Origin of the sequence: Pseudomonas sp. HOU2 (genome assembly GCF_040729435.1) — a bacterium.
Classification (GTDB): Bacteria; Pseudomonadota; Gammaproteobacteria; order Pseudomonadales; family Pseudomonadaceae; genus Aquipseudomonas.
Map to the genome: position 1 here is coordinate 1,475,612 of NZ_CP160398.1, position 22,635 is coordinate 1,498,246.

15 protein-coding genes are annotated in these 22,635 nt (G+C 62.3%); 7 read left to right on the forward strand and 8 right to left on the reverse strand.

Going from position 1 to position 22,635, the window contains the following annotated elements; translation table 11 throughout:
* Positions 1-128: 128 nt before the first annotated feature.
* A complete protein-coding gene (locus ABV589_RS06545) occupies positions 129-4,745 on the forward strand; it encodes a deaminase domain-containing protein (RefSeq protein WP_367085324.1) in 4,617 nt (1,538 codons plus the stop codon).
* Here ABV589_RS06545 and ABV589_RS06550 read toward each other — a convergent pair whose 3' ends face one another.
* From ABV589_RS06550 to ABV589_RS06570, 5 genes are all read right to left on the reverse strand, one after another.
* The gene (locus tag ABV589_RS06550) at positions 4,746-6,563 is read right to left on the reverse strand and encodes an ABC transporter ATP-binding protein (protein ID WP_367085325.1); all 1,818 of its coding nucleotides are present in this window, start codon (positions 6,561-6,563) and stop codon (positions 4,746-4,748) included. It abuts the gene before it with no gap.
* The gene (locus tag ABV589_RS06555; RefSeq protein WP_174823774.1) at positions 6,556-7,158 is read right to left on the reverse strand and encodes a DsbA family protein; all 603 of its coding nucleotides are present in this window, start codon (positions 7,156-7,158) and stop codon (positions 6,556-6,558) included. The genes ABV589_RS06550 and ABV589_RS06555 overlap by 8 nt, the downstream gene beginning before the upstream one ends.
* 35 nt (positions 7,159-7,193) lie before the next feature.
* On the reverse strand, positions 7,194-8,135 hold the full coding sequence (locus ABV589_RS06560; RefSeq protein WP_108592511.1) for a rhodanese-related sulfurtransferase: 942 nt from the start codon (positions 8,133-8,135) through the stop codon (positions 7,194-7,196).
* A gap of 238 nt (positions 8,136-8,373) precedes the next feature.
* Entirely contained in the window at positions 8,374-8,673 is a 300-nt protein-coding gene (locus ABV589_RS06565) for a BolA family protein (protein ID WP_367085326.1), read from the reverse strand.
* 12 nt (positions 8,674-8,685) lie between these two features.
* A complete protein-coding gene (locus ABV589_RS06570) occupies positions 8,686-9,204 on the reverse strand; it encodes a DUF2059 domain-containing protein (RefSeq protein WP_003226938.1) in 519 nt (172 codons plus the stop codon).
* 193 nt (positions 9,205-9,397) lie between these two features.
* On the opposite strand from ABV589_RS06570, the gene ABV589_RS06575 reads away from it, so the two are divergent.
* A complete protein-coding gene (locus ABV589_RS06575) occupies positions 9,398-10,792 on the forward strand; it encodes a class II fumarate hydratase (RefSeq protein ID WP_139054911.1) in 1,395 nt (464 codons plus the stop codon).
* 87 nt (positions 10,793-10,879) lie between these two features.
* Here the strand turns inward: ABV589_RS06575 and ABV589_RS06580 are convergent, their stop codons facing one another.
* Positions 10,880-11,833, reverse strand: a complete 954-nt coding sequence (locus ABV589_RS06580) for a DMT family transporter (protein WP_367085327.1) — start codon at positions 11,831-11,833, stop codon at positions 10,880-10,882.
* Between the two features lie 210 nt (positions 11,834-12,043).
* Here ABV589_RS06580 and ABV589_RS06585 point away from each other — a divergent pair, with 210 nt between their 5' ends.
* Complete coding sequence (locus tag ABV589_RS06585; RefSeq protein WP_367085328.1) at positions 12,044-12,232, forward strand: DUF6316 family protein; 189 nt, start codon at positions 12,044-12,046, stop codon at positions 12,230-12,232.
* 132 nt (positions 12,233-12,364) lie between these two features.
* On the opposite strand, the gene ABV589_RS06590 is transcribed toward ABV589_RS06585, so the two are convergent.
* Positions 12,365-13,549: a thiolase family protein gene (locus tag ABV589_RS06590; RefSeq protein ID WP_367085329.1), complete on the reverse strand. Its 1,185-nt coding sequence runs from the start codon at positions 13,547-13,549 to the stop codon at positions 12,365-12,367.
* Positions 13,550-13,652: 103 nt separating this feature from the next.
* Positions 13,653-15,167, reverse strand: a complete 1,515-nt coding sequence (gene pap / locus ABV589_RS06595) for a polyphosphate:AMP phosphotransferase (protein WP_367085330.1) — start codon at positions 15,165-15,167, stop codon at positions 13,653-13,655.
* A gap of 355 nt (positions 15,168-15,522) precedes the next feature.
* Here pap and mnmC point away from each other — a divergent pair, with 355 nt between their 5' ends.
* From mnmC to ABV589_RS06615, 4 genes are all read left to right on the forward strand, one after another.
* Positions 15,523-17,502 carry a bifunctional tRNA (5-methylaminomethyl-2-thiouridine)(34)-methyltransferase MnmD/FAD-dependent 5-carboxymethylaminomethyl-2-thiouridine(34) oxidoreductase MnmC gene (mnmC, locus tag ABV589_RS06600; protein WP_367085331.1) on the forward strand — a complete coding sequence of 660 codons (1,980 nt, stop codon included), beginning with the start codon at positions 15,523-15,525 and terminating at the stop codon, positions 17,500-17,502.
* A gap of 149 nt (positions 17,503-17,651) precedes the next feature.
* The gene (locus ABV589_RS06605) at positions 17,652-19,424 is read left to right on the forward strand and encodes an N-acetylglutaminylglutamine amidotransferase (RefSeq protein WP_367085332.1); all 1,773 of its coding nucleotides are present in this window, start codon (positions 17,652-17,654) and stop codon (positions 19,422-19,424) included.
* A 3-nt stretch (positions 19,425-19,427) separates the two neighbouring features.
* Positions 19,428-21,176, forward strand: a complete 1,749-nt coding sequence (gene ngg, locus ABV589_RS06610) for an N-acetylglutaminylglutamine synthetase (protein ID WP_367085333.1) — start codon at positions 19,428-19,430, stop codon at positions 21,174-21,176.
* Positions 21,177-21,341: 165 nt separating this feature from the next.
* Positions 21,342-22,532, forward strand: coding sequence for an osmoprotectant NAGGN system M42 family peptidase (locus ABV589_RS06615; RefSeq protein WP_105705262.1), 1,191 nt, complete (start codon positions 21,342-21,344; stop codon positions 22,530-22,532).
* The last annotated feature ends 103 nt before the right edge of the window (positions 22,533-22,635 follow it).

A 22,635-nucleotide genomic window follows, 5' to 3' on the forward strand; every position in this document is an offset into this window, starting at 1 on the left:
GAGCCAGACCAGGGAGCGACCCCTTCCAGCAAGCCAGGACATTTTCAACCGGCGATACGTATGTACCGCACCCGCTGTTCGCCATGCTTCGACACTGACGGCTTTCAATCATTCCAGAGTCGTTTTCCATGCAGTCACCTTCCGCCACGCTGCAACGCCATACTGCCCAACAGAGCGAATACCGCGCAATGATCACCGCCCTGCGCGCCGTCCTTGACGCTTCGACGTCAGTGGAGACCTACTACCTCACGCCCCAGACGCATTCACGCCTGGGTGCTGCACACGACCAGGCGCAAAACCTTCTGCAAGCGCTGTTCGAAGACAGCGCCGAACCCCTATTGGCGGCTCACCTGCAAGCGTCCAGAGGATCACTGCTGCACGTCGACGCCACAGCCGGTCACTGCAGTTTCTCCTTCAACCGTCCCGATGGCAGTGTCGCCCGTTACGCCATCGAGGATGTCAGCCGGGCCTCCAGCCGCATTCAAGAGTTTCAGCGAGCGTTGCTGAGTATAGGCGCACACCTGCGTTCCGACAGGCTGCTGCCGTTGTCACAACTGCTGCGTGAGTCGGGGTTCACATTTGCGGACGTACAGGACGCCACGGCACTGGCCCGGCTGATCGCCAAGGTCGAAGAACGGCGCGCCAGCCATCGGCTGAATCTGCGACATCACCCGGCGCTGACGGCACTGATGAGCGACGATGACAAAGCCGCGGTTCACGACCTGATTGGCGACTGGCTCACTGGCAAAACCTTGTCGGCGATCGACAGTCTGGCCGCTGAAGTAACGCCTCCCTTCACCCGCCAGCAATTGGAACAGCAGCCCGCCGCGTGCCTGGAACGCCTGCTCGACACCCCCAAGGCGCGCGACCTGGGCCAGCGCTTGCTGCAGAAACTGCAATGGTACGGCGCCCGGCCCGATGAGCCGACCGTCCCCGATATTGGCCTGCGTTTACTGCTCGAAGCCTTGTGCCTGTGGTACGAACTGCCCGGCGACAGCAACTCGACCGAAGTGGCGGGTTTTGCGCTGGAACAACGCGCTCACCACGGCGCCAGCTACGCCACCATTCGCCGGGACTTTTTACAGCATCTGGAGGAGACGCACCGAACCTCGACCACCAGCGAAAAACATCTGCTGGGATGGGCATGCCTGGCGCAGTTCGGACTGGATTTTCAAGTGCAAGACATCCCTGACGACCTGCCGTATGCCTGCTCGGTGGTCTGGGTCAATTTCGTGCATGGCGTGCACCTCGCCCATGCCCTTGATCCACAGTTGCTGGAGCATCTGAGCTTTCAGCAACTGGTCGATCTGCCGCTGCACAACAGCGAAAACGCCAGCCCCGAACTGCAGACCCTGATCGCCATGACCCGAGCGGCCGCCGCTCAGACCTGGACACTGGCCACCGGAGCCCAGACCGCAGCGAACGAGACATCCGGCGATGACACTGCCCTGCAAGCGCTGGAAGATCACAAGACAAAATTGAACGCAGCGATCCTGCAACTGGACATCGAACCGCCACGGCGGCTCGCCCTGGCAAAACAGCAACTGGACAAGGCGCTGGCCAACGATCTGTACGATCACACGACGATTCGCCTCAAACGCCACCACCCTTCAACGGCCAACCGTAGCCGACGCAGCATTATCGATACCCCGGATGTGGCATTGCCCACTTGGCCGCTGCTTGAGGTCTATGCCTCTGGCGGGCTGAGCACCGACTTGCGCTGGTACGTCAGTCATGATGGCCGCAACGCCAGCGAGTGGGTCAGCCTCAATGCAGCAGGCAAACTGCAAAGCGGCTTCGTCAATTCCGACCAACCTGGCCGCCCCCTCTCCCGGTTCCCGAGCAACCGCACTCTGCCCGACATCAAGACCTTGTTCGACCAGCAGTTCGACGGCTATCTGAGCAAGACCCGCAAAGCCTACGAATATCTGATCAAGTCGCTGCTGGTCACGCTGCCGTGGGCTGATCGCCTGGCACTGGAGCACGGCGAAGTGAGGATTCACAGCCTCAGGGATCCGACACGGCATATCGAGGCTCACCTGGAAACAGCGGAAAACGTCCTGCCGCACCGGGCCCGCATGGGCTTCGTGCTGCAGGCGGCGTATCAGGGCCCACCGCGCTTCTATGAATGCTTGCCACGCGCCGGCATCATTCGTCAACGCCCGGATCTGGATGGCACACATATCGGCGGTCTGTTATTGCGACCACTACCGCCCAGACGTGGACGCACCAAGGGCCAGAGCATCTCTCGCATCGTCGCCCGCCGCCTGCCATTCGATCGAGAAGCACACTGGAACGGTTCGATACCCGCCCCCGACGCCAAGTGCGTTGCCATTCTCGAACCACTGGGCGGCCCCCTCCCGGCTTCGATGATCCCGGCGGCCCATCACGACAGTTCACCGAACCTGACCTTCACCTCGCCACGCACTACGCAAATAGCCTCGCTCATCGCGGACCAGTTGTTCTATGTCGATGAACAGGCGCTGCGCAGTGAAGCCTGGGGAAGAACCCGCTTCGAACGCGACACCAGCAAAAAACACTGGATTCATGCCATCAGGGGCTTTATCCCGTTCTGGGGCAGCCTCGAAGACCTGCAATCGGACAAGTTGTGGAAACGCGCACTGGGCGTGCTCGGCCTGTTCCTCGATATCGTCTCGTTCGCAATTCCCTTGGGCAAGTTCGTCGCCGGCAGCATCCGCCTCGCCGCAGTGGCAGGAAAAATGTCGATTCGCGTCGCCCTGCCCCGCATGGCGCGACTGTCGGAAAACCTGCTGGTTTCGACCTTGAAAAACGTCAATCCGCTGGCCGCTGTACCCCTCTTGCTCAAGCTCGGTGGCCGAGGCGCAATCGGCGCGGTGCGGGCCGTAGCGCATCTGGAACACCGTGCCGTGGCGCGTCTGAAAAGGCTCGCCGGCAGAAGCGCTGACTATGACCTGCTGCACAGCCTGCCTCAGGCGCTGGATGCCGGACGCTGGAAAGCGCTGAAGCCTGCCGATCATCTGGCCGTGGTCAGGGGCATTGACGATGTGCCAGTGCGCAACATTGGCGGCTCGCGGTATCACGTGCTCGATCCGCTGTCCGACCGCCCTTACGGGCCCCGGTTGCTCGCACACGAACATGACTTTTCGCTGGGGCGTTCGCACTACAGCACGGTGAAAAAAACCGACGACAAGATCGATATCGAGCTGATGCCCGACAGGCGCGTCGAGCTCATGCCCGAGGCTGGCGGACGCACCACGGTGTTGATCGATGATGTGCCCTATCGACTTGACGGCGATGAACTGCGCCGTGTCGATCTGCTCGATGACAGTCAGCACTGGACGCTGCTGCCGTGCCGGATACGTCGCGCACCGGGCGCGGGCGACTGCCGCGTCAGCTACATCACTGCAGACCCCGCCCCGACCCCCGCGCTCGGCACGATCGACAAGGAAAAAGGTTACGCCCCGTGGTTCGGCGAACGGGTTTCGGAGCCGGCCACCCTGCCCCGGCAAGACGCACCGTTGCTGGCGGTCGATGCCAAGCTTTATCAGATCGTGGATAACCGCCCGCGGCTGTTCACCGGCGACCTGCGTCGGCTGGGCATCAATCAAGGCAAACTGGTGCCGAGGCAGCAGATTCAAGCCACGCTGCAGTTTCGCAAAGGCATTTATGCGCGGATAAAAACCGGCGGTACCTATGACGGAATCAACGATTCACATCAGGTGGGCGCCGTGCTGATGCCGGCCATCGACGGCTCGGCCACCCATGTGTTTTTCCGGGTCAACAACCATGAGTACTACCTGGCAACCTTCGCCAAAGGCGAAATCCCCGGCAAGCAGCTGACGTTCAAGCGCCTGGCCCCCGCCGAACTGGCCGACGGCACCCTCGGTGCGGAACTGCTGACCGTCTACACCGGCTCGCTGCATGCCAACAACATGGTACGCCTCCATGGCCTGGAATCGGTGCAGCGCGCGATGCACACCATGGAACAGATCGCGATCCCCATCGGCACCACGGCCACCCCTGCAAACAACATGAAATGGCTGAAGGTCGACACCAGCCCGGGCGAAGCGCTGATGTTCGATCACTCGACACGGATGATCGTCACCCGCCTGCCCGAAGGCGCCGCCACCTGGGCGCGCAGCAAAGAGGCGCCGGAAGCCTTTCGGCAGAAAACCGCAGAGATTTTCGACACGCTGTTTCTGTCACCGACGATCAATCCGGCCAACACCAACGCAGCACTGCGCATCGACAGTACCATGCAGAAATTGCACAACCTGTTGCCCATGCGGGAGCGGCCGGTCAACGCACGCAACATTGCCTATGCCGAAGTCACCACGGTCAGCGGCAAACGGGAAATTTACGTCAGCGTGTCCGGCGCTCAAGGCAGTACCCAGCGTCTGCCGCTGTTTCGCCACATGGGCGCCAATCACGTGCGGATCGGCGACACCACTTACATCAACATCGACTACAACCCGGCGTTTGCGCGAACCTCGCTGGAGGTTACCGAGCAAGGGCGATTGCTGGCCGTGCCGCTGACCATCAAGGACCTGAAAAGCTATCAACCGACGCAGACCAGTCGGCCGACCTCGCTGGACAGCGAAAGCAAACTGATCAGCGTGCTGCGCGAGAAATACCCCGACCCGACAGAGATCCGCGCGGTCGACATCGCGACGACCATGCGCCCGTGCGAATCCTGTTCGGTGGTGATGAAGCAGTTCGCCCATGACGGCGGAGAGGCGGCGTTGCAGGTGCTCTGGGGCTGATCAGAGGCGCTGGAGATGGCCGTAGAGCTTGGCGTAGAGGCCGCCATCGGCGATCAGTTGCTGGTGGTCGCCATCTTCGGCTACTTGCCCGCCATCGAACACCAGCACCCGATCCGCTTGCTTCACCGCCGACAGGCGATGGGCAATGATCAGCGTGGTGCGACCGCTGAGAAACCGCGCCATGGCCTGATGCAGGTTGTATTCGGTGGCGGCATCGAGGGCCGAAGTGGCCTCGTCGAGGATCACCACTTTCGGCTCGGCGAGGATCATCCGCGCAATCGCCAGACGCTGGCGCTGACCACCGGACAGACGCACGCCGGAACGTCCGACGATACTGTCGAGGCCGTCCGGCAGCGCCCGAATCGTCGCCTCCAGTTGAGCGATTTCCAGCGCCTGCCAGCAAGCTTCGTCGCTGCGGGTGCGGCCCATGGTCAGGTTGGCCCGTACCGTGTCGTTGAACAGCGCCGGATGCTGCAGCACCACCGCGACGTTTTCGCGAATCAGCTCCAGGCCGATTTCCTGCTGGGTCGAACCGCCGAAACGAATGGTACCCGCCGACGGTGTGTACAGCCCCAGCAGCAACTGCACCAGAGTACTTTTGCCGCCGCCACTGGCACCGACAATCGCGACTTTTTCCCCGGGGGCGATCGACAGGTTCATCTGATCCACCACCAACTCGTCGCCGTAACCGAAGCTCAGCCCCTGCACCTCGATGCCCACGGTTTCCCGGCCCTTGAACGGATCGACACCACCGGGGTACTGCGGCTCATCAGCACGCGCCAGCAGTTCGTTGATCCGCGACAGTGCGCCACCCGCCGCGTAATAGGCGTATTGCAGATTGAGCAGTTGCTCGACCGGGCCAATCATGAACCACAGGTAGCTGAACACCGCGAGCATCTGGCCGATCGACAGGTCGGAAAACAGCACGGTGAGCATCGCCGCCGCGCGGAAGATGTCGATGCCGAACTGGAACAGCAGACCGCTGGCGCGATTGGACGCATCGGTCTTCCACTGCGAGTTGACTGCATAATTGCGCACTTCCTGCGCACGCAAGCCAAGCCGCCCGAGGAAGAAGCCCTGTCGGTTGCCGGCGCGCACTTCCTGAATCGCATCGAGGGTTTCACTCAAGGCCTGAGTGAAACGCGAGGTGCTGTCGTTCTCGAGTTTCTTCAGGTGCTTGACCCGTTTGCCCAATTGCACCGTGGCGTAGATCACCAACGGGTTGAACAGCAGGATCAGCAGCGCCAGTTTCCAGTGCATCCACATCAGGATGCTCGCGGTGCCGACCAGGGTCAGCATCGCCACCAGAAACCGGCTGAGGGTTTCGCCGACGAACTTGTCGAGGGTGTCCAGATCAGTGACCAGGTGCGTGGTCACGGTGCCGCTGCCGAGGCTCTCGTATTCGCCGAGGGAAATCCTTTTCAGGCGTTCGATCAGGCGCACGCGAATGCGGTAGACGATGTCTTTCGCCAGCCGGGCGAACAGCCGCGCCTGCAACACGCCAAAACACAGGGCACTGCAGCGCAGAGTCAGGGTGACCAGCAGCATCAGGCCGATGTAACCCGCCGCTTGCTGCCACATCGACGGCAACACGTGGTTCATGACTTTCAGCGCGGCGTCGCCATGCCCGAGCAGGACCTCGTCCACCAGCAACGGCAACAGCAACGGAATCGGCACGCTGCACAGCGTCGCCAGCACGGCCACGCCGTTGGCGATCCACAGGGATTTTTTGTGATGCAGTGCCAGACGCCGGACTTCTGCCCAGCTCAGCCGGTCGACACGCTTTACGGCTGGCGTGTCATCGGCCCGGTCAGGCACAGGCTGCGCGCTCCAGCCAGCGTCCGAGCAACGGCGACAGCTCGCTGAGCGGTTGATAGCCGTTGGTCAACAGCGCCAGTTGGCCGTTGCGCTCGGCGAGCAGGGTCGGGAATCCGGCGATGCCCAGATCTTGCACCCAGCTGAAATCAGCCTGAGTCGCCTTGTGCTGATCGGCATGATCGAACAGCGCGGCAAACTCGATACGCGGCACGCCGGCCTGCTCGGCCAGCTCGACCAACACACTGGCCTGGGTGACATCACGGCCTTCAGCGTAAAACGCCTGCTGGATCAGGCCGACCAGTTTCCACGCGCAATCCGGTGCCAGACTGCGCGCGGTGACGATCGCGCGGCAGGCCGGCTCGGTGTCGTAGACGAAACCGTCAGGCAGCGCACCGTCGAACTTGAACGGCTGACCGGTGGCCTCGGTGACCGCCTGCCAGTGCTCAAGAATGTAACGCCGCGTGGTCGGCTCCAGCGCCGCACCGCTGCCGGTGCGCAACCCGCCGACCACCAGGTGCAGCTCCACTCCCGCTGCCTGCGCCTGCTCGACCAATGCCTTGGCGACCGGAGCGAACCCCCAGCACCAGGAACACATCGGATCCATCACATAGAGCAGGCGCGCAGTCATGATCAGGCCTCGGTGGATGCTTGTTTATAGTTGTAGCCGATCGGGTGCGGCATGTTGCGCGCCTTGGCCAGTTCGATCTGCTTCTGCCGATCGATGGCGCTGCGGCGGGTTTTCTCGCTCAGCTTGTCCCAGCAATGCGGGCAGCTGATGCCGGCCACGTAGTGCTCGGAGGCGCGATCTTCAACGCTGACCGGTGTGCGGCAGGCATGACATTGATCGTAGTCGCCTTCGCTGAGGTCGTGACGCACGGTCACGCGGTTGTCGAACACAAAGCAGTCGCCCTGCCACTTGGTCTCTTCCTGCGGCACCTCTTCGAGGTACTTCAGGATGCCGCCCTTGAGGTGGTAAACCTCTTCGAAACCCTCGCCCAGCATGTAGCTGGAGGCTTTCTCGCAGCGAATGCCGCCGGTGCAGAACATCGCGACCTTCTTGTGCACGGCCGGGTCGAAGTGTTCTTTGATGTAGTCGGGGAATTCGCGAAAACTGGTGGTTTTCGGATCGATGGCGCCTTCGAAGGTGCCGATCGACACTTCGTAGTCGTTGCGGGTGTCGATCAGCAGCACTTCCGGGTCGCTGATCAGCGCGTTCCAGTCCTGCGGTTCGACGTAGGTGCCGACCTTTTTGTTCGGGTCCACGCCTTCGACGCCGAGGGTGACGATCTCTTTTTTCAGCTTGACCTTGGTGCGGTAGAACGGCTGCTCGTCGCAGTACGACTCTTTGTGGTCGATGTCGATCATGCGCGGGTCGTTCTTCAGCCAGGCGAGCAGGCCATCAATGCCTTCGCGGCTGCCGGACACGGTGCCGTTGATGCCTTCTTCGGCGATCAGCAGGGTGCCTTTGATACCGTTGTCGACCATCGCTTGCAGCAGAGGCTCGCGCAGGTTGACGTAATCTTCGAGGGTGACGAACTTATACAGTGCCGCCACGACAATCGGTTGTGTCATGGGTATTTCTCCAGGTGGCTACCCTCGCAAAGGGTGAACCGGATTCAAAAAAAACGCGCCGGGTAAGCGGCGCGTTGCGGATTCTAGCAAAAACACGGTGTGTTTAGGATCTGTCAAAACTCTGTGGCGAGGGAGCTTGCTCCCGCTCGGCTGCGAAGCAGTCGCAAAACTCGCATCTTGGGAGTGCTGCGCACTCCAGCGGGAGCAAGCTCCCTCGCCACAACAGCCCTCGCAATCCTCATTGTTTGCTACCGCCGGCACAGGTCGGCGACGCCGGGGCGGCGCCCACTTCTGCCCATTCCTGCGGGGTGTAGGTGTGCAGCGCCAGCGCATGGAACTCGCCCATCAGCTCGCCGAGCGTGCCGTAGACTTTCTGGTGGCGCTTGACCCGGTTCAGGCCTTCGAACTGCGCGCTGACCACCACTGCCTTGAAGTGCGTCTGTAACCCGCGACTGTGCATGTGGCTTTCGTCCAGCACTTGCAGATGCTCAGGCTGCAGCAGGCCCAGCGTCGATTCGATGCGTTGTTGCATGCTCATCACGAACTCCGCTTACTTCTTCTTGGCCGGCGCAGCGCCTTTCGGTGCCAGCTCGTTGGTCATGTCGTCGAGCAACTTGTTGACGACAGGCACGGCGCTTTCCAGCTTGGCCTGGGTCATCTGGGCCGATTGCTGAGTCAGCTGCGGCATTTTTTCCAGGACTTTCTTGCCCAGTGGCGACTGGTAGAACGCGACCAGGTCTTTGAGCTCCGATTCGCTGAAGTTGCTGGTGTAGAGCTTGACCATGTCAGGCTTGAGCTTGTTCCAGCCGATGGCCTGGTCCAGGGCGGCGTTGGCCTTGGCCTGGTAGGTTTCCAGTACGGCTTTCTTGGATTCCGGGGCTTTGGTCTGTTCAAAACGCTGAGCGAACATTTGCTGCACTTGCATGTACACCGGAGTGCCCAGCTTGTCAGCGTGCGCCAGGGTCAGGAAAGCTTCAGCACTGGCGTTGTGGCTGGCGGTATCGGCAAGCACCTGGCCGCTGGCGCAAACCAGTGCAACCGCGGTGCAGATGGCACGAAGACGAGTCATCGAGTTTCCTTTTCAGCTAGGCGAGGTAAAACCCCAAGGGCGACCATTCTGCGCCTAAAAAACCTCGTGGCTCAACCCCCGAGCCTTGCCGTGCTTGATTGGCGGGGTTTTACCGGTCAACAATCGGTTCGAGGGAACCACCTGGGCCTGACCGGGCCTAAACTGCGCAAACAGACCAACAGGAGTGTGCACGATGAGCCGTATCGAAACCGACAGCCTGGGCCAGATCGAAGTCCCGGACGACGCCTACTGGGGTGCTCAGACGCAACGCTCGCTGATCAACTTCGCCATTGGCCAGGAACGCATGCCGCTGCCGGTACTGCACGCCCTGGCCCTGATCAAGAAAGCCGCCGCCCGGGTCAACGACCGCAACGGCGACTTGCCCGCCGACATCGCCCGCCTGATCGAACAGGCCGCCGACGAAGTCCTCGACGGCCAGCACGACGACCAGTTTCCGCTGGTGGTCTGGCAGACCGGCAGCGGCACCCAGAGCAACATGAACGTCAACGAAGTGATCGCCGGCCGTGCCAACGAACTGGCCGGCAACCCGCGCGGCGGCAAGACGCCGGTGCATCCCAACGATCACGTCAACCGCTCGCAAAGCTCCAACGACTGCTTCCCTACCGCCATGAGCATCGCCACCGCCAAAGCCGTGCAGGAGCAATTGCTGCCGGCGATCGCCGAGCTTTCCGGTGGTCTGGCCGAATTGGCCGCACGGCACATGAAACTGGTGAAGACCGGCCGTACGCACATGATGGACGCGACGCCGATCACCTTCGGTCAGGAGCTGTCAGGCTTTATAGCGCAGCTGGATTACGCCGAACGGGCGATCCGCGCCGCGCTACCGGCGGTGTGTGAACTGGCGCAGGGTGGTACCGCGGTCGGCACCGGCCTGAATTCGCCGCACGGCTTTGGCGAAGCCATTGCTGCCGAACTCGCCGCGCTGTCCGGCCTGCCGTTCGTCACTGCGCCGAACAAGTTTGCCGCGCTGGCCGGGCATGAGCCGCTAACCAGTCTGTCCGGCGCCTTGAAGACCCTCGCCGTGGCGCTGATGAAAATCGCCAACGACCTGCGCCTGCTCGGCTCCGGCCCTCGCGCAGGCTTTGCCGAAGTCAAGCTGCCGGCGAACGAACCGGGCAGCTCGATCATGCCCGGCAAGGTCAACCCGACTCAGTGCGAAGCGCTGTCGATGCTGGCCTGCCAGGTGTTGGGCAACGACGTCACCATCGGCATCGCCGCCAGTCAGGGGCACCTGCAACTGAACGTGTACAAACCGGTGATCATCCACAATGTGCTGCAATCGATTCGCCTGCTCGCTGACGGGTGCAGCAACTTCCAGCAGCATTGCATTGCAGGGCTCGAGCCGGATGCGCAGGTCATGGCCCAGCACCTGGAACGTGGCCTGATGCTGGTGACCGCACTGAACCCGCACATCGGTTACGACAAATCAGCGGAAATCGCCAAGAAGGCTTACGGCGAAGGCCTGACCTTGCGTGAGGCGGCGCTGCAGCTGGGCTATCTGACCGATGAAGAGTTCGATGCCTGGGTGCGGCCGGAGAACATGATCGAGGCTGGCGCCAAGGGCTAACAGCAAAAAGATCGCAGCCTGCGGCAGCTCCTACAGGGAAACGCATTCCAACTGCAGGAGCTGCCGCAGGCTGCGATCTTTTGCTTTTCAGGCCACCCGCATGCGCCGCGCTTTCAGCCCGGCAATCAGCGACGGGCCCAACGCCACCAGCGCCGACCCCAGCACCACCAGCACCGCCCCGCCATAACCCAGCCCGTTGATCTGCTCGGCGTGGACATAGTCCGGCCACACCCCGGCGGCAATCGCCACCGCGCCAAAGGTCACCAACGGCGTGATCGCCAGCGTCGCACTGACCCGCGAGGCCTCCCAATGCGCCAGCGCCTCGGCAAAGGCACCGTAGGCAATCAGCGTGTTCATGCAGCACGCCAACAGCAGCCAGCCCTGCAACGGGCTTAGCTCCAGCGCTTTGAGTGGATGCACCCACGGCGTCAGCAGCAGCGCGCAGAACAGGTAGATCACCATCATCACCTGCAGCGAATTCCACACCGTGAGCAACTGCTTCTGACCCAGCGCATAGAAGGTCCAGACCGTCGAGGCCAAGAGCACCAGCAACACGCCGGCGGTGTAGTCCGACAATGAGGTGAGCAGTTCGGCCAGCCGTTGATTGAAAAACAGCACAAAGCCGATCAACAGCACCGCCAGGCCAATGCCCTGACCGATGCTGAAGCGCTCCTTGAACACGAACAGGCTGGCGATCAGCAACATGATCGGCCCCATCTGCACCACCAGTTGCGCAGTGCCGGGGCTCAGCAGGTTGAGGCCCATCAGGTACAACACGTAGTTGCCCACCAGCCCGAGCACCGCCATTAACACCAGCCAGCCGCCCTTTGGCCCCAGCACCTTGCGACTGGGCAAGCGCCTGACCGACGCCAGATAAATGAACAGGCATCCCCCGGAGACCAACAGGCGAAACCAGGTCACGGTGATCGGGTCCATCACCTGCAACACCTGTTTGAGCTTGATCGGCAGGATGCCCCACAAAAATGCCGTCAGCAGCGCCAGGAACAGACCGTAAACCCAGCGACCGGATGAAATGTGCATGCGAACCCCAATGCCTGCTGACAAGAGCGGTCATTCTAGGCCCGCCGTCAGCGGCAACACAGGGACAGTTCGGGCCAGGCCGCGAATGAAACTGTGCAGGTCGCAGCATTAAATTGACGCTTAGCCGTTGATCGGCTGACCAGGCGCGCCAAGTGCTTCAGGCATAAGCTGATTGGATCCCTGCAACGGATCACTCAAGGAGCCCCGATCATGTACGGAATGCGCGCCCAGGACAGCGCCCCCGCCACGCACTTTCGCAGCGACCGGTTGTGCCGGGTCAATGGCGAACTGTTTTTCTGCACGCGGGAGAACACCCTCGAAGGGCCGTTCGACAGCGCCGAGAAGGCAGAGCGGGAGATTCAGGCCTATATCGCGCGGATGCAGGCGCAGACAGCGTAGACCTGTGGCGAGGGAGCTTGCTCCCGCTGGGGCGCGCAGCGGCCCTCGTTTCAGGCTTTACCGGGAAATTTCAGGTCTGCTCCGCAGCCCAGCGGGAGCAAGCTCCCTCGCCACAAGGATTGTGTTGGCCCGTCAGCGAACAGCCTCAAACAACCCCGTCGCCCCCATCCCGCCCCCCACGCACATGGTCACGATGCCGTAACGCAAATTGCGCCGCTGCAACTCCCGCACCAGATGCCCGACCTGCCGCGACCCGGTCATGCCGAACGGGTGGCCGATGGAGATCGAGCCGCCGTTGACGTTGTATTTGTCGTTGTCGATCTCCAGCCGATCGCGGGCATACAGGCACTGCGAAGCAAACGCCTCGTTGAGCTCCCACAGATCGATATCCGCCACTTGCAAGCCCTTGGCCTTGAGCAGTTTCGGCACCGAGAACACCGGGCCGATGCCCATTTCGTCCGGCTCGCAACCGGCCACGGTGAAACCACGGAAAAACGCTTTGGGCTTGAGCCCCAGTTGCAGGGCTTTTTCCAGGCTCATCACCAGCGTCATCGAGGCGCCGTCAGACAGCTGTGACGAGTTGCCGGCTGTCACGGAGCCGTCCTCGGCAAATACCGGTTTCAGTCCGGCGAGACTTTCGTAAGTGGTGTCCGGGCGGTTGCAGTCGTCGTGATCGACAATGCCGTCGAGGATCTGCACTTCGCCACTGCTCTTGTCTTCGACACGGTACTTGACCGCCATCGGCACAATTTCATCATTGAACAGCCCGGCCGCCTGCGCCTGGGCAGTGCGCAGCTGGCTTTGCAGCGCGTAACGATCCTGGGCCTCGCGGCTCACGTCATAACGGCGCGCGACCACTTCGGCGGTCTGGCCCATGGTGTAGTAGATGCCCGGCACCTGCTGCTTGAGCAACGGGTTGATCAGGTGATCGGTGTTGACGCTTTTCAGGGTCAGGCTGATCGACTCGACGCCACCGGCAACAATGATGTCGCTGCAACCAGAGGCGATCTGGTTGGCGGCAATCGCAATCGCCTGCAACCCCGACGAGCAGAAACGGTTGAGGGTCATGCCGGCCACACCGGTGCCCAGCCGCGACAGCACCGCCACGTTGCGGCCGATGTTGTAACCCTGCGCGCCCTCGTTGGAGCCGGCGCCGACAATGCAGTCCTCGACGCTGGCCGGGTCGATGTCGTTGCGCGACAGCAGCGCGTTGACGCAATGGGCCGCCATGTCGTCGGGACGGGTCTGGTTGAACTTGCCGCGAAAGGACTTGGCCAGGCCGGTCCGCACGCTGTCGACGATCACCACTTCACGCATGGCATACCTCAATTGTTGTTGTCGGAGGAGAGTGAACCGAGGATAAGTCCAGCCCGCCGCCGACCGCGACAATCATTCACCTCGCGTATGCGTGTCCATCGGCTCAGTGCTTGTGTTTTTTCGCGTGCTTGTCGGATTTCTCGAAGGCTTCCTCGAGCGCGCGGTTGATCGTGCGCAGCACCTTGACCCGCGCCCAGCGCTTGTCATTGGCCTCGACCAGGGTCCAGGGCGAAATCTCGGTGCTGGTACGGTCGACCATGTCGCCCACAGCGGCGCGGTAGGCGTCCCACTTGTCGCGGTTGCGCCAGTCGTCCTCGGTGATCTTGAAGCGCTTGAACGGAATCTGCTCGCGGGCCTGGAAGCGCTCCATCTGCGTGTCCTTGTCGATCGCCAGCCAGAACTTGACGACGATCACCCCGGCGTCGGCGATCTGCTCTTCGAAATCGTTGATCTCGCTGTAGGCCCGCAGCCAGTCGGCCGGGCTGCAAAAGCCCTCGATCCGCTCGACCAGCACCCGGCCATACCAGGAACGATCGAACACGGTGAACTTGCCCCGCGCCGGCAGGTGTCGCCAGAAGCGCCACAGATACGGTTGCGCACGTTCCTCCTCGGTCGGCGCGGCAATCGGCACGATATTGTATTGACGCGGATCGAGCGCCGCCGCCACCCGGCGAATCGCCCCGCCCTTGCCCGCCGCATCGTTGCCTTCGAACACCGCCACCAGTGCATGGCGACGCATGCGTTTGTCGCGCATCAGCCCGGACAACCGTGCCTGCTCGGTAATCAGTTGTTCTTCGTAGTCTTTCTTTTCCAGCCGCTGATTGAGGTCGAGGCTGTCGAGCAGATTGAGTTGATCGACCGCCGTGCCCAGCGGTGCGGCGTTGACCTCCTCAGTCTCTACCTGCGCACGCTTGAGCGCATTCTGCAGGCCTTCGAGCAGGATCTTGCCCACCGCCAGGCTGCGGTAGTTGGCGTCCATGCCTTCGATGATGTGCCACGGCGCGTAGTCGCGGCTGGTGCGGCGCAGCACGCGCTCGCCGTATTTGACGAACTTGTCGTAGGTCTGCGATTGCTGCCAGTCCAGCGGGCTGATGCGCCAGCTGTGCAGCGGGTCGTCGGCCAGCGCCTTGAGGCGAGCCTTCATCTGTTTCTTGGACAGGTGAAACCAGAACTTGAAGATCAGCGCGCCTTCATCGCAGAGCATCTTTTCCAGACGCTCGGCGGCGTTGATTGCCTGATCCAGACGCGGATCCTTGAATAGACCGTGAACTCGCCCCTGGAGCATCTGGCTGTACCAGTTGCCAAAGAAAATCCCCATCCGCCCCTTGGCCGGGAGCATCCGCCAGTAACGCCAGGCCGGTGGCCGCGCCAGTTCTTCATCGGTCTGCTGATCGAAGGTGCGCACCTCGATCAGGCGCGGGTCCATCCACTCGTTGAGCAACTTGACGGTCTCGCCCTTGCCCGCGCCTTCGATGCCGTTGATCAGGACGATCACCGGAAAACGCTTCTGCTGCTGCAACTCGAACTGCGCTTCCAGCAACGCTTCGCGCAGTGCAGGCACCGCCGCGTCGTAAGTCTCTTTGTCGATGGCATGGCCGATTTCGGCGGATTCAAACATGGGCACGGCTCCTTCCAGGATTCAGCAAGACTAGCGGATTGGGCACAGATGCAGGGCAGAAATTCCCCACCACAACAAGCAGAAGGAACGAACCCCTGTGGCGAGGGAGCTTGCTCCCGCTGGGTTGCGCAGCAACCCGAAAACCTTTCACCCCGGTTACTCCAGTTAAACCGCGTGCGCCGGCTTTACGACTGCTGCGCAGCCGAGCGGGAGCAAGCTCCCTCGCCACAGAAAAGCTCACTTTCAGCCACAAACAGTGAATTTTCCTTGAACCCCCTCAACCCAGCCTTGCCATGGATCAAGCACCCCGCGCCCGATCGGCTAGAATGGCCGCCTTGTCGTTGCCGAGCCTGCCATGAAACCTGTATTGCCCCACGCCCAACTCGACTGGGATGACCACGGACGCCCGCGCTCGCGGGTGTTCGATGACGTGTATTTTTCCGACCAGTCGGGGCTGGATGAAACCCGTTACGTGTTCCTCGAACAGAACCGTCTGGCCGAGCGTTTTGCCGCGTTGCCGGCGCACGGGCGGCTGGTGATCGGCGAAACCGGCTTCGGCACCGGGCTGAATTTCCTTTGCGCCTGGCAGTTGTTCGAACAGCACGCGGTGGCCGGTGCGCGACTGCATTTCGTCAGCGTCGAAAAATACCCGTTGAGCCCGACGGATCTGCAACAGGCCCTGGCCCTGTGGCCGGAACTCAAGCCTCTGGCCGATCAGTTGCTCAAGCATTACGTGGCGATCCATCAGGGCTTTCAGCGGATCGTCCTCGGTAACGGTCGGGTCACGCTGACCCTGCTGATCGGCGATGCGCTGGAGCAACTGCCGCAACTCGATGCGCAGATCGACGCGTGGTTTCTCGACGGTTTCGCCCCGGCGAAAAACCCCGACATGTGGACCGCCGAACTGTTCGCCGAACTGGCGCGACTGGCCGCGCCCGGCTCGACCATCAGCACCTTCACCAGCACCGGCTGGGTGCGGCGTCTGCTCAACGCGGCCGGGTTCAAGATGAAACGCACCCCGGGCATCGGCCACAAGTGGGAGATCCTGCGCGGCGAGTTTCTCGGCTGGCCGCAGGACGTCGCGCCACCGCTGCCGGACAAACCGTGGTTCGCCCGCCCTGCCCCGTTGACCGGCGAGCGTCGCGCACTGGTGATCGGCGCCGGGCTGGCCGGTTGCGCTACGGCTGCCAGCCTCGCGGCGCGCGGCTGGCAAGTCAGTCTGCTGGAGCGTCACGAGGCGGTGGCGCAGGAAGCGTCGGGCAATCCGCAGGGCGTGCTGTACCTGAAGCTGTCGGCCCACGGCACTGCGTTGTCGCAACTGATCGTCAGCGGCTTCGGCTACACCCGTCGCCTGCTGGAAACCCTGCAACGCGGCACCGACTGGGACGATTGCGGCGTGCTGCAATTGGCTTTCAATGCCAAGGAAGCCGAGCGTCAGGCGCAACTGGCCGCGGCATTCCCGGAAGATCTGGTGCACTGGCTTGATCAGCCGCAAGCCGAAGCGCAGGCCGGCATCGGTTTGGCCCACGGCGGTTTGTACTACCCCGAAGGGGGCTGGGTGCATCCACCCGCGCTGTGCCAGGCGCAAGCGGCGCAAGCAAACATCGAACTGCTCAAGCATCACGATGCGCTGGAACTGCGCAAGGTCGACGGGCAATGGCAAGCCCTCGACGGTGACCGCGTGCTCGCCAGCGCGCCGGTGGTGGTATTGGCGGGCGCGGCGGAGATCAAACGCTTCGCGCAAAGTGCCGAGCTGCCGCTCAAGCGCATTCGCGGGCAGATCACGCGCCTGCCACAAACCGCCGAGAGTCAGGCGCTGCGCACCGTGGTCTGCGCCGAAGGGTATGTCGCCCCGGCGCGCCTGGGCGAACACACCCTCGGCGCCAGCTTCGACTTCAACAGCGACGACCTGACCCCGACCACCGCCGAACACCAGGGCAATCTGGCGATGCTCGAAGAGATCTCCAGCGATCTGGTGGCGCGCCTGCACATCAATCAGCTGACCCCGGAAACACTGGAAGGACGCGCCGCGTTCCGCTGCACCAGCCCCGACTATCTGCCGATTGTCGGCCCGCTGGCCGACCGCGAAGCCTTCGCTCAGGCCTTTGCCGTGTTGAGCAAGGATGCGCGACAAGTGCCGGACATCGCATGCCCATGGCTCGACGGCCTGTACGTCAACAGCGGCCACGGTTCACGCGGGCTGATCACCGCGCCGCTGTCTGGCGAACTGCTCGCGGCGTGGCTGAACAACGAGCCACTGCCACTGCCCCGAAGCGTCGCCGAGGCCTGCCATCCCAACCGTTTCGCCTTGCGCACGTTGATTCGCGGCAAATGAAAAATCGCGACTGGCCGCTGGTCAGTCGCCCCCGCTTATAACTCATCGTTCTAAAACTCCCACATCTGCAGCGGGTCAGTTTCTGAGTACCGGCCATTTTGGCCAGACTTGAATGACCCCTCCCCAACGGAAAAACCGGTAAGGACTTTATGTGCGGATTAGCTGGCGAGTTACGTTTTGATCATCAACCTGCAGACCTTGCAGCGGTTGAGCGAATCACCCATCACCTGGCCCCTCGCGGCCCCGACGCGTGGGGCTTCCATGCCCAAGGGCCGATTGCCCTGGGCCATCGTCGCCTGAAAATCATGGACCTGTCGGACGGCTCGGCGCAGCCGATGATCGACAGTCAACTGGGCTTGTCCCTGGCCTTCAACGGCGCGATCTACAACTTCCCGGAACTGCGCGCCGAACTCGAAGCGCTCGGCTACGCCTTCTATTCCGGTGGCGACACCGAAGTGCTCCTCAAGGGCTACCACGCCTGGGGCGAAGCGCTGCTGCCGAAACTCAACGGCATGTTCGCGTTCGCCATCTGGGAGCGCGATGCCCAGCGTCTGTTCATCGCCCGTGACCGTCTCGGCGTCAAGCCGCTGTACCTGTCGCGTACCGGTCAGCGTTTGCGCTTTGCCTCGGCCCTGCCGGCGCTGCTCAAGGGCGGCGACATCAACCCGATCCTCGATCCGGTGGCGCTCAATCATTATCTGAATTTCCACGCGGTGGTGCCCGCTCCACGCACCTTGCTCGCCGGCATCGAAAAGCTGCCGCCAGCGACCTGGATGCGCGTCGAAGCCGATGGCCGCACCGAGCAGAAAACCTGGTGGACCCTGCCCTACGGCCCGCACGACGACGAGAAAAACCTGACCCTCGAAGACTGGCGCGACCGCGTGCTCGACAGCACCCGTGAAGCGGTGGCAATCCGTCAGCGTGCGGCCGTGGATGTCGGCGTGCTGCTCTCCGGCGGTGTCGATTCGAGCATGCTCGTCGGCCTGTTGCGTGAAGTCGGCGTTGAGAACCTGTCGACCTTTTCCATCGGTTTCCAGGATGCCGGCGGCGAGCGCGGTGATGAATTTCAGTATTCCGATCTGATCGCCAAACACTACGGCACGCAACACCATCAATTGCGCATCGACGAAAAAGAGATCATCGAGCAACTGCCCGCCGCGTTCCGCGCGATGAGCGAGCCGATGGTCAGCCACGACTGCATCGCCTTCTACCTGCTGTCCCGCGAAGTGGCCAAGCACTGCAAAGTGGTGCAAAGCGGCCAGGGCGCGGACGAGTTGTTCGCCGGGTATCACTGGTATCCGCAAGTTGATGGCGCAGCGGATCCATACGCGGCCTATCGCGCAGCGTTTTTCGACCGCAGCTACGACGACTACGCGGCCACCGTGCAACCGAAATGGCTGACCGCGAATGACGCCGCTGGCGACTTCGTCAAGGAACATTTCGCCCAACCCGGCGCCGAGGCTGCGGTCGATAAAGCGCTGCGTCTGGACAGCACGGTGATGCTGGTGGATGACCCGGTCAAGCGTGTCGACAACATGACCATGGCCTGGGGCCTGGAGGCGCGCACGCCGTTCCTCGACTATCGACTGGTTGAACTGTCGGCGCGAATTCCCGGCCAGTTCAAGCTGCCCGATGGCGGCAAACAGGTGTTGAAAGAAGCGGCGCGGCTGGTGATCCCGAGTGAAGTGATTGACCGCAAGAAAGGCTATTTCCCTGTACCGGGCCTCAAGCATTTGCAGGGCGACACCCTGAGCTGGGTGCGTGAGCTGCTGCTGGATCCGAGTCAGGATCGCGGCCTGTTCAACCCGGCCATGCTCGACAAACTGCTGACTGATCCGCAAGGCCAACTGACGCCATTGCGCGGCTCGAAACTGTGGCAACTGGCGGCCCTGAACCTGTGGCTCAGTGAACAAGGAATCTGATTGATGAAACCTCACGCCACGGCGATCAACCAACGCCTGTTACGCGGTCAGACACCGTCGTATGAACGCTTGCAGGCGCGTCTGGCCGAAGACGGCAGCACACTGGGCGCCGACCCCATTGCCGTGCATTGCGGTTGGGGCCGGTTGCTGATCGGTCACACCTTTCCTGATCCGGCGACCCTGGCGCAGGAACTGCTCAACGAACAGCCCGGCGAACGTGATATCGCTCTGTACGTTGCCGCACCGCAGCAGATTCTCGGTCTGGAACCGACGCAACTGTTTCTCGACCCATCCGACACTCTGCGCCTGTGGTTCAGCGATTACCGCCAGGCGACGCGGGTGTTTCGCGGCTTCCGTATCCGCCGGGCGCAAAGCGAAGCGGACTGGCAGGCGATCAACCTGCTGTACCAGGCACGCGGCATGCTGCCGATCGATGCCACACGACTGACCCCGCATCATCAGGGCGGTCCGGTGTACTGGTTGGCTGAAGATGAAGACAGCGGCGCGGTGATCGGCAGCGTCATGGGCCTCAATCACCAGAAAGCCTTCAACGACCCGGAACACGGCAGCAGCCTGTGGTGCCTGGCAGTTGACCCGCAATGCTCGCGGCCGGGCGTCGGCGAAGTGCTGGTGCGGCATTTGATCGAGCACTTCATGAGTCGCGGCTTGAGCTATCTGGATCTGTCGGTGCTGCATGACAACCGTCAGGCCAAGAACCTCTACGCCAAACTCGGTTTTCGCAACCTCTCGACCTTCGCCATCAAGCGCAAGAACGGCATCAATCAGACGCTGTTCCTCGGGCCCGGGCCGGAAGCCAACTTCAACCCTTACGCGCGGATCATCGTCGAGGAAGCGCATCGGCGCGGCATCGACGTGCAAGTGGATGATGCCGAAGCCGGGCTGTTCACCCTTAGCCATGGCGGGCGTCGGGTACGTTGCCGCGAATCACTGAGCGACCTGACCAGCGCAATCAGCATGAGTCTGTGCCAAGACAAGAGCCTGACCCACAAAGTGTTGAAAGCCGCCGGCCTGAAGCTGCCCTCGCAGCAACTGGCGGGCAATGCCGACGACAATCTGGCGTTTCTCGATGAGCATCAGCGGGTGGTGGTCAAGCCGCTCGACGGTGAACAGGGTCAGGGGGTCGCGGTGGATCTGCAGAGCATCGAAGAGGTGCAGCAGGCCATCGAAGCCGCCAAACATTTTGACAGCCGCGTACTGCTGGAAAGCTTCCACGAAGGTCTCGACCTGCGGATTCTGGTGATCGGTTTTGAAGTGGTGGCGGCAGCCATTCGCCGTCCCGCCGAAGTAGTCGGCGACGGGCACCATTCGATCGGTGCATTGATCGAAGCTCAAAGTCGCCGTCGGCAAGCGGCCACCAGCGGCGAGAGCAAGATCCCGCTGGACCACGAAACCCAGCGCACCTTGCACGCCGCCGGTTATGACTACAGCAGCATTCTGCCGGCCGGCGAGCATCTGTTTGTGCGCCGCACCGCTAACCTGCACACCGGTGGCACGCTGGAAGACGTCACCGCGATTCTGCACCCCACCCTTGTTGATGCAGCAGTGCGCGCGGCGCGGGCGCTGGACATTCCAATGGTTGGCCTCGACCTGATGGTGCCGGCGGCGGATCAGCCGGAGTACGTGTTTATCGAAGCCAACGAACGCGCGGGATTGGCCAATCATGAGCCGCAGCCGACGGCGGAGCGGTTTGTCGATCTGTTGTTTCCGCACAGTCAGCCGGCTGTTTCTTGATCATGTAGAGCCTGAACCGGCCCCATCGCTGGCAAGCCAGCTCCCACAGGTTTACCGGTGTACCCAATCACTGTGGGAGCTGGCTTGCCAGCGATGAGGCCCTGACAGGCAACACAAATTCCCTCATCGAAACCATCGATGCGCCTCAACTCATCAGGAGTTTCCATGACCACACAAATCCCCGAACCAGATCTCAACTACCTGCAGAAAGTCCTGCTGGAAATGCTCGCCATTCCCAGCCCTACCGGGTTCACCGACACCATCGTGCGTTACGTCGCCGAGCGTCTGGAAGAACTTGGCATCCCTTTCGAAATGACCCGGCGCGGCACCATTCGCGCCACGCTCAAGGGCAAGAAAAACAGCCCTGACCGCGCTGTCTCCGCGCACCTGGATACCATCGGCGCCGCCGTGCGTGCAGTGAAAGACAACGGCCGACTGACCCTGGCGCCGGTCGGTTGCTGGTCGAGCCGTTTTGCCGAAGGCAGCCGGGTCAGCCTGTTCACCGACAATGGCGTGATTCGCGGCAGCGTGTTGCCACTGATGGCCTCCGGGCACGCGTTCAACACGGCGGTGGACGAGATGCCGATCAGTTGGGATCACGTCGAACTGCGTCTGGATGCCTACTGCGCAACCAAGGCCGACTGCGACTCGCTGGGCATCAGCGTCGGTGACGTGGTGGCGTTCGACCCGCTGCCGGAATTCACCGAGAGCGGCCACATCAGTGCCCGTCACCTCGATGACAAGGCTGGCGTCGCCGCGCTGCTGGCCTCGCTCAAAGCCATCGTCGACAGCGGTCAGGAGTTGATGATCGACTGTCACCCGCTGTTCACCATCACCGAAGAAACCGGCAGCGGCGCGGCGGCAGCCTTGCCGTGGGATGTCAGCGAATTCGTCGGCATCGACATCGCGCCGGTCGCGCCCGGCCAGCATTCCAGCGAACACGCGGTGAGCGTGGCGATGCAGGATTCCGGTGGCCCTTACGACTATCACCTGTCGCGGCATTTGCTGCGTCTGGCCAGTGAAAACGAACTGCCGGTAAGGCGCGACCTGTTCCGCTATTACTTCAGCGACGCGCACTCGGCGGTGACCGCCGGACATGACATCCGCACGGCGCTGCTGGCCTTCGGCTGTGATGCGACGCATGGTTATGAGCGTACGCACATCGACAGTCTGGCGGCGCTCAGTCGCTTGCTCGGGGCGTATATTCTGAGTCCGCCGGTGTTCGCCAGCGATGCGGCGCCGGCCAATGCTTCGCTGGATCGCTTCAGTCATCAGATCGAGCATGACACGCAGATGGAAAGCGATACCCGGGTGCCGTCGGTGGACAGTCTTGTGGGGCAGCGTTCCGACAGTTGATCCGGGGTTCTGTGGTGGCTGGCCTGGCCCCATCGCTGGCAAGCCAGTTCCCACAGTTTTCGGGGTGGATCACTTGTCTGTGTACACCATCAAACCCTGTGGG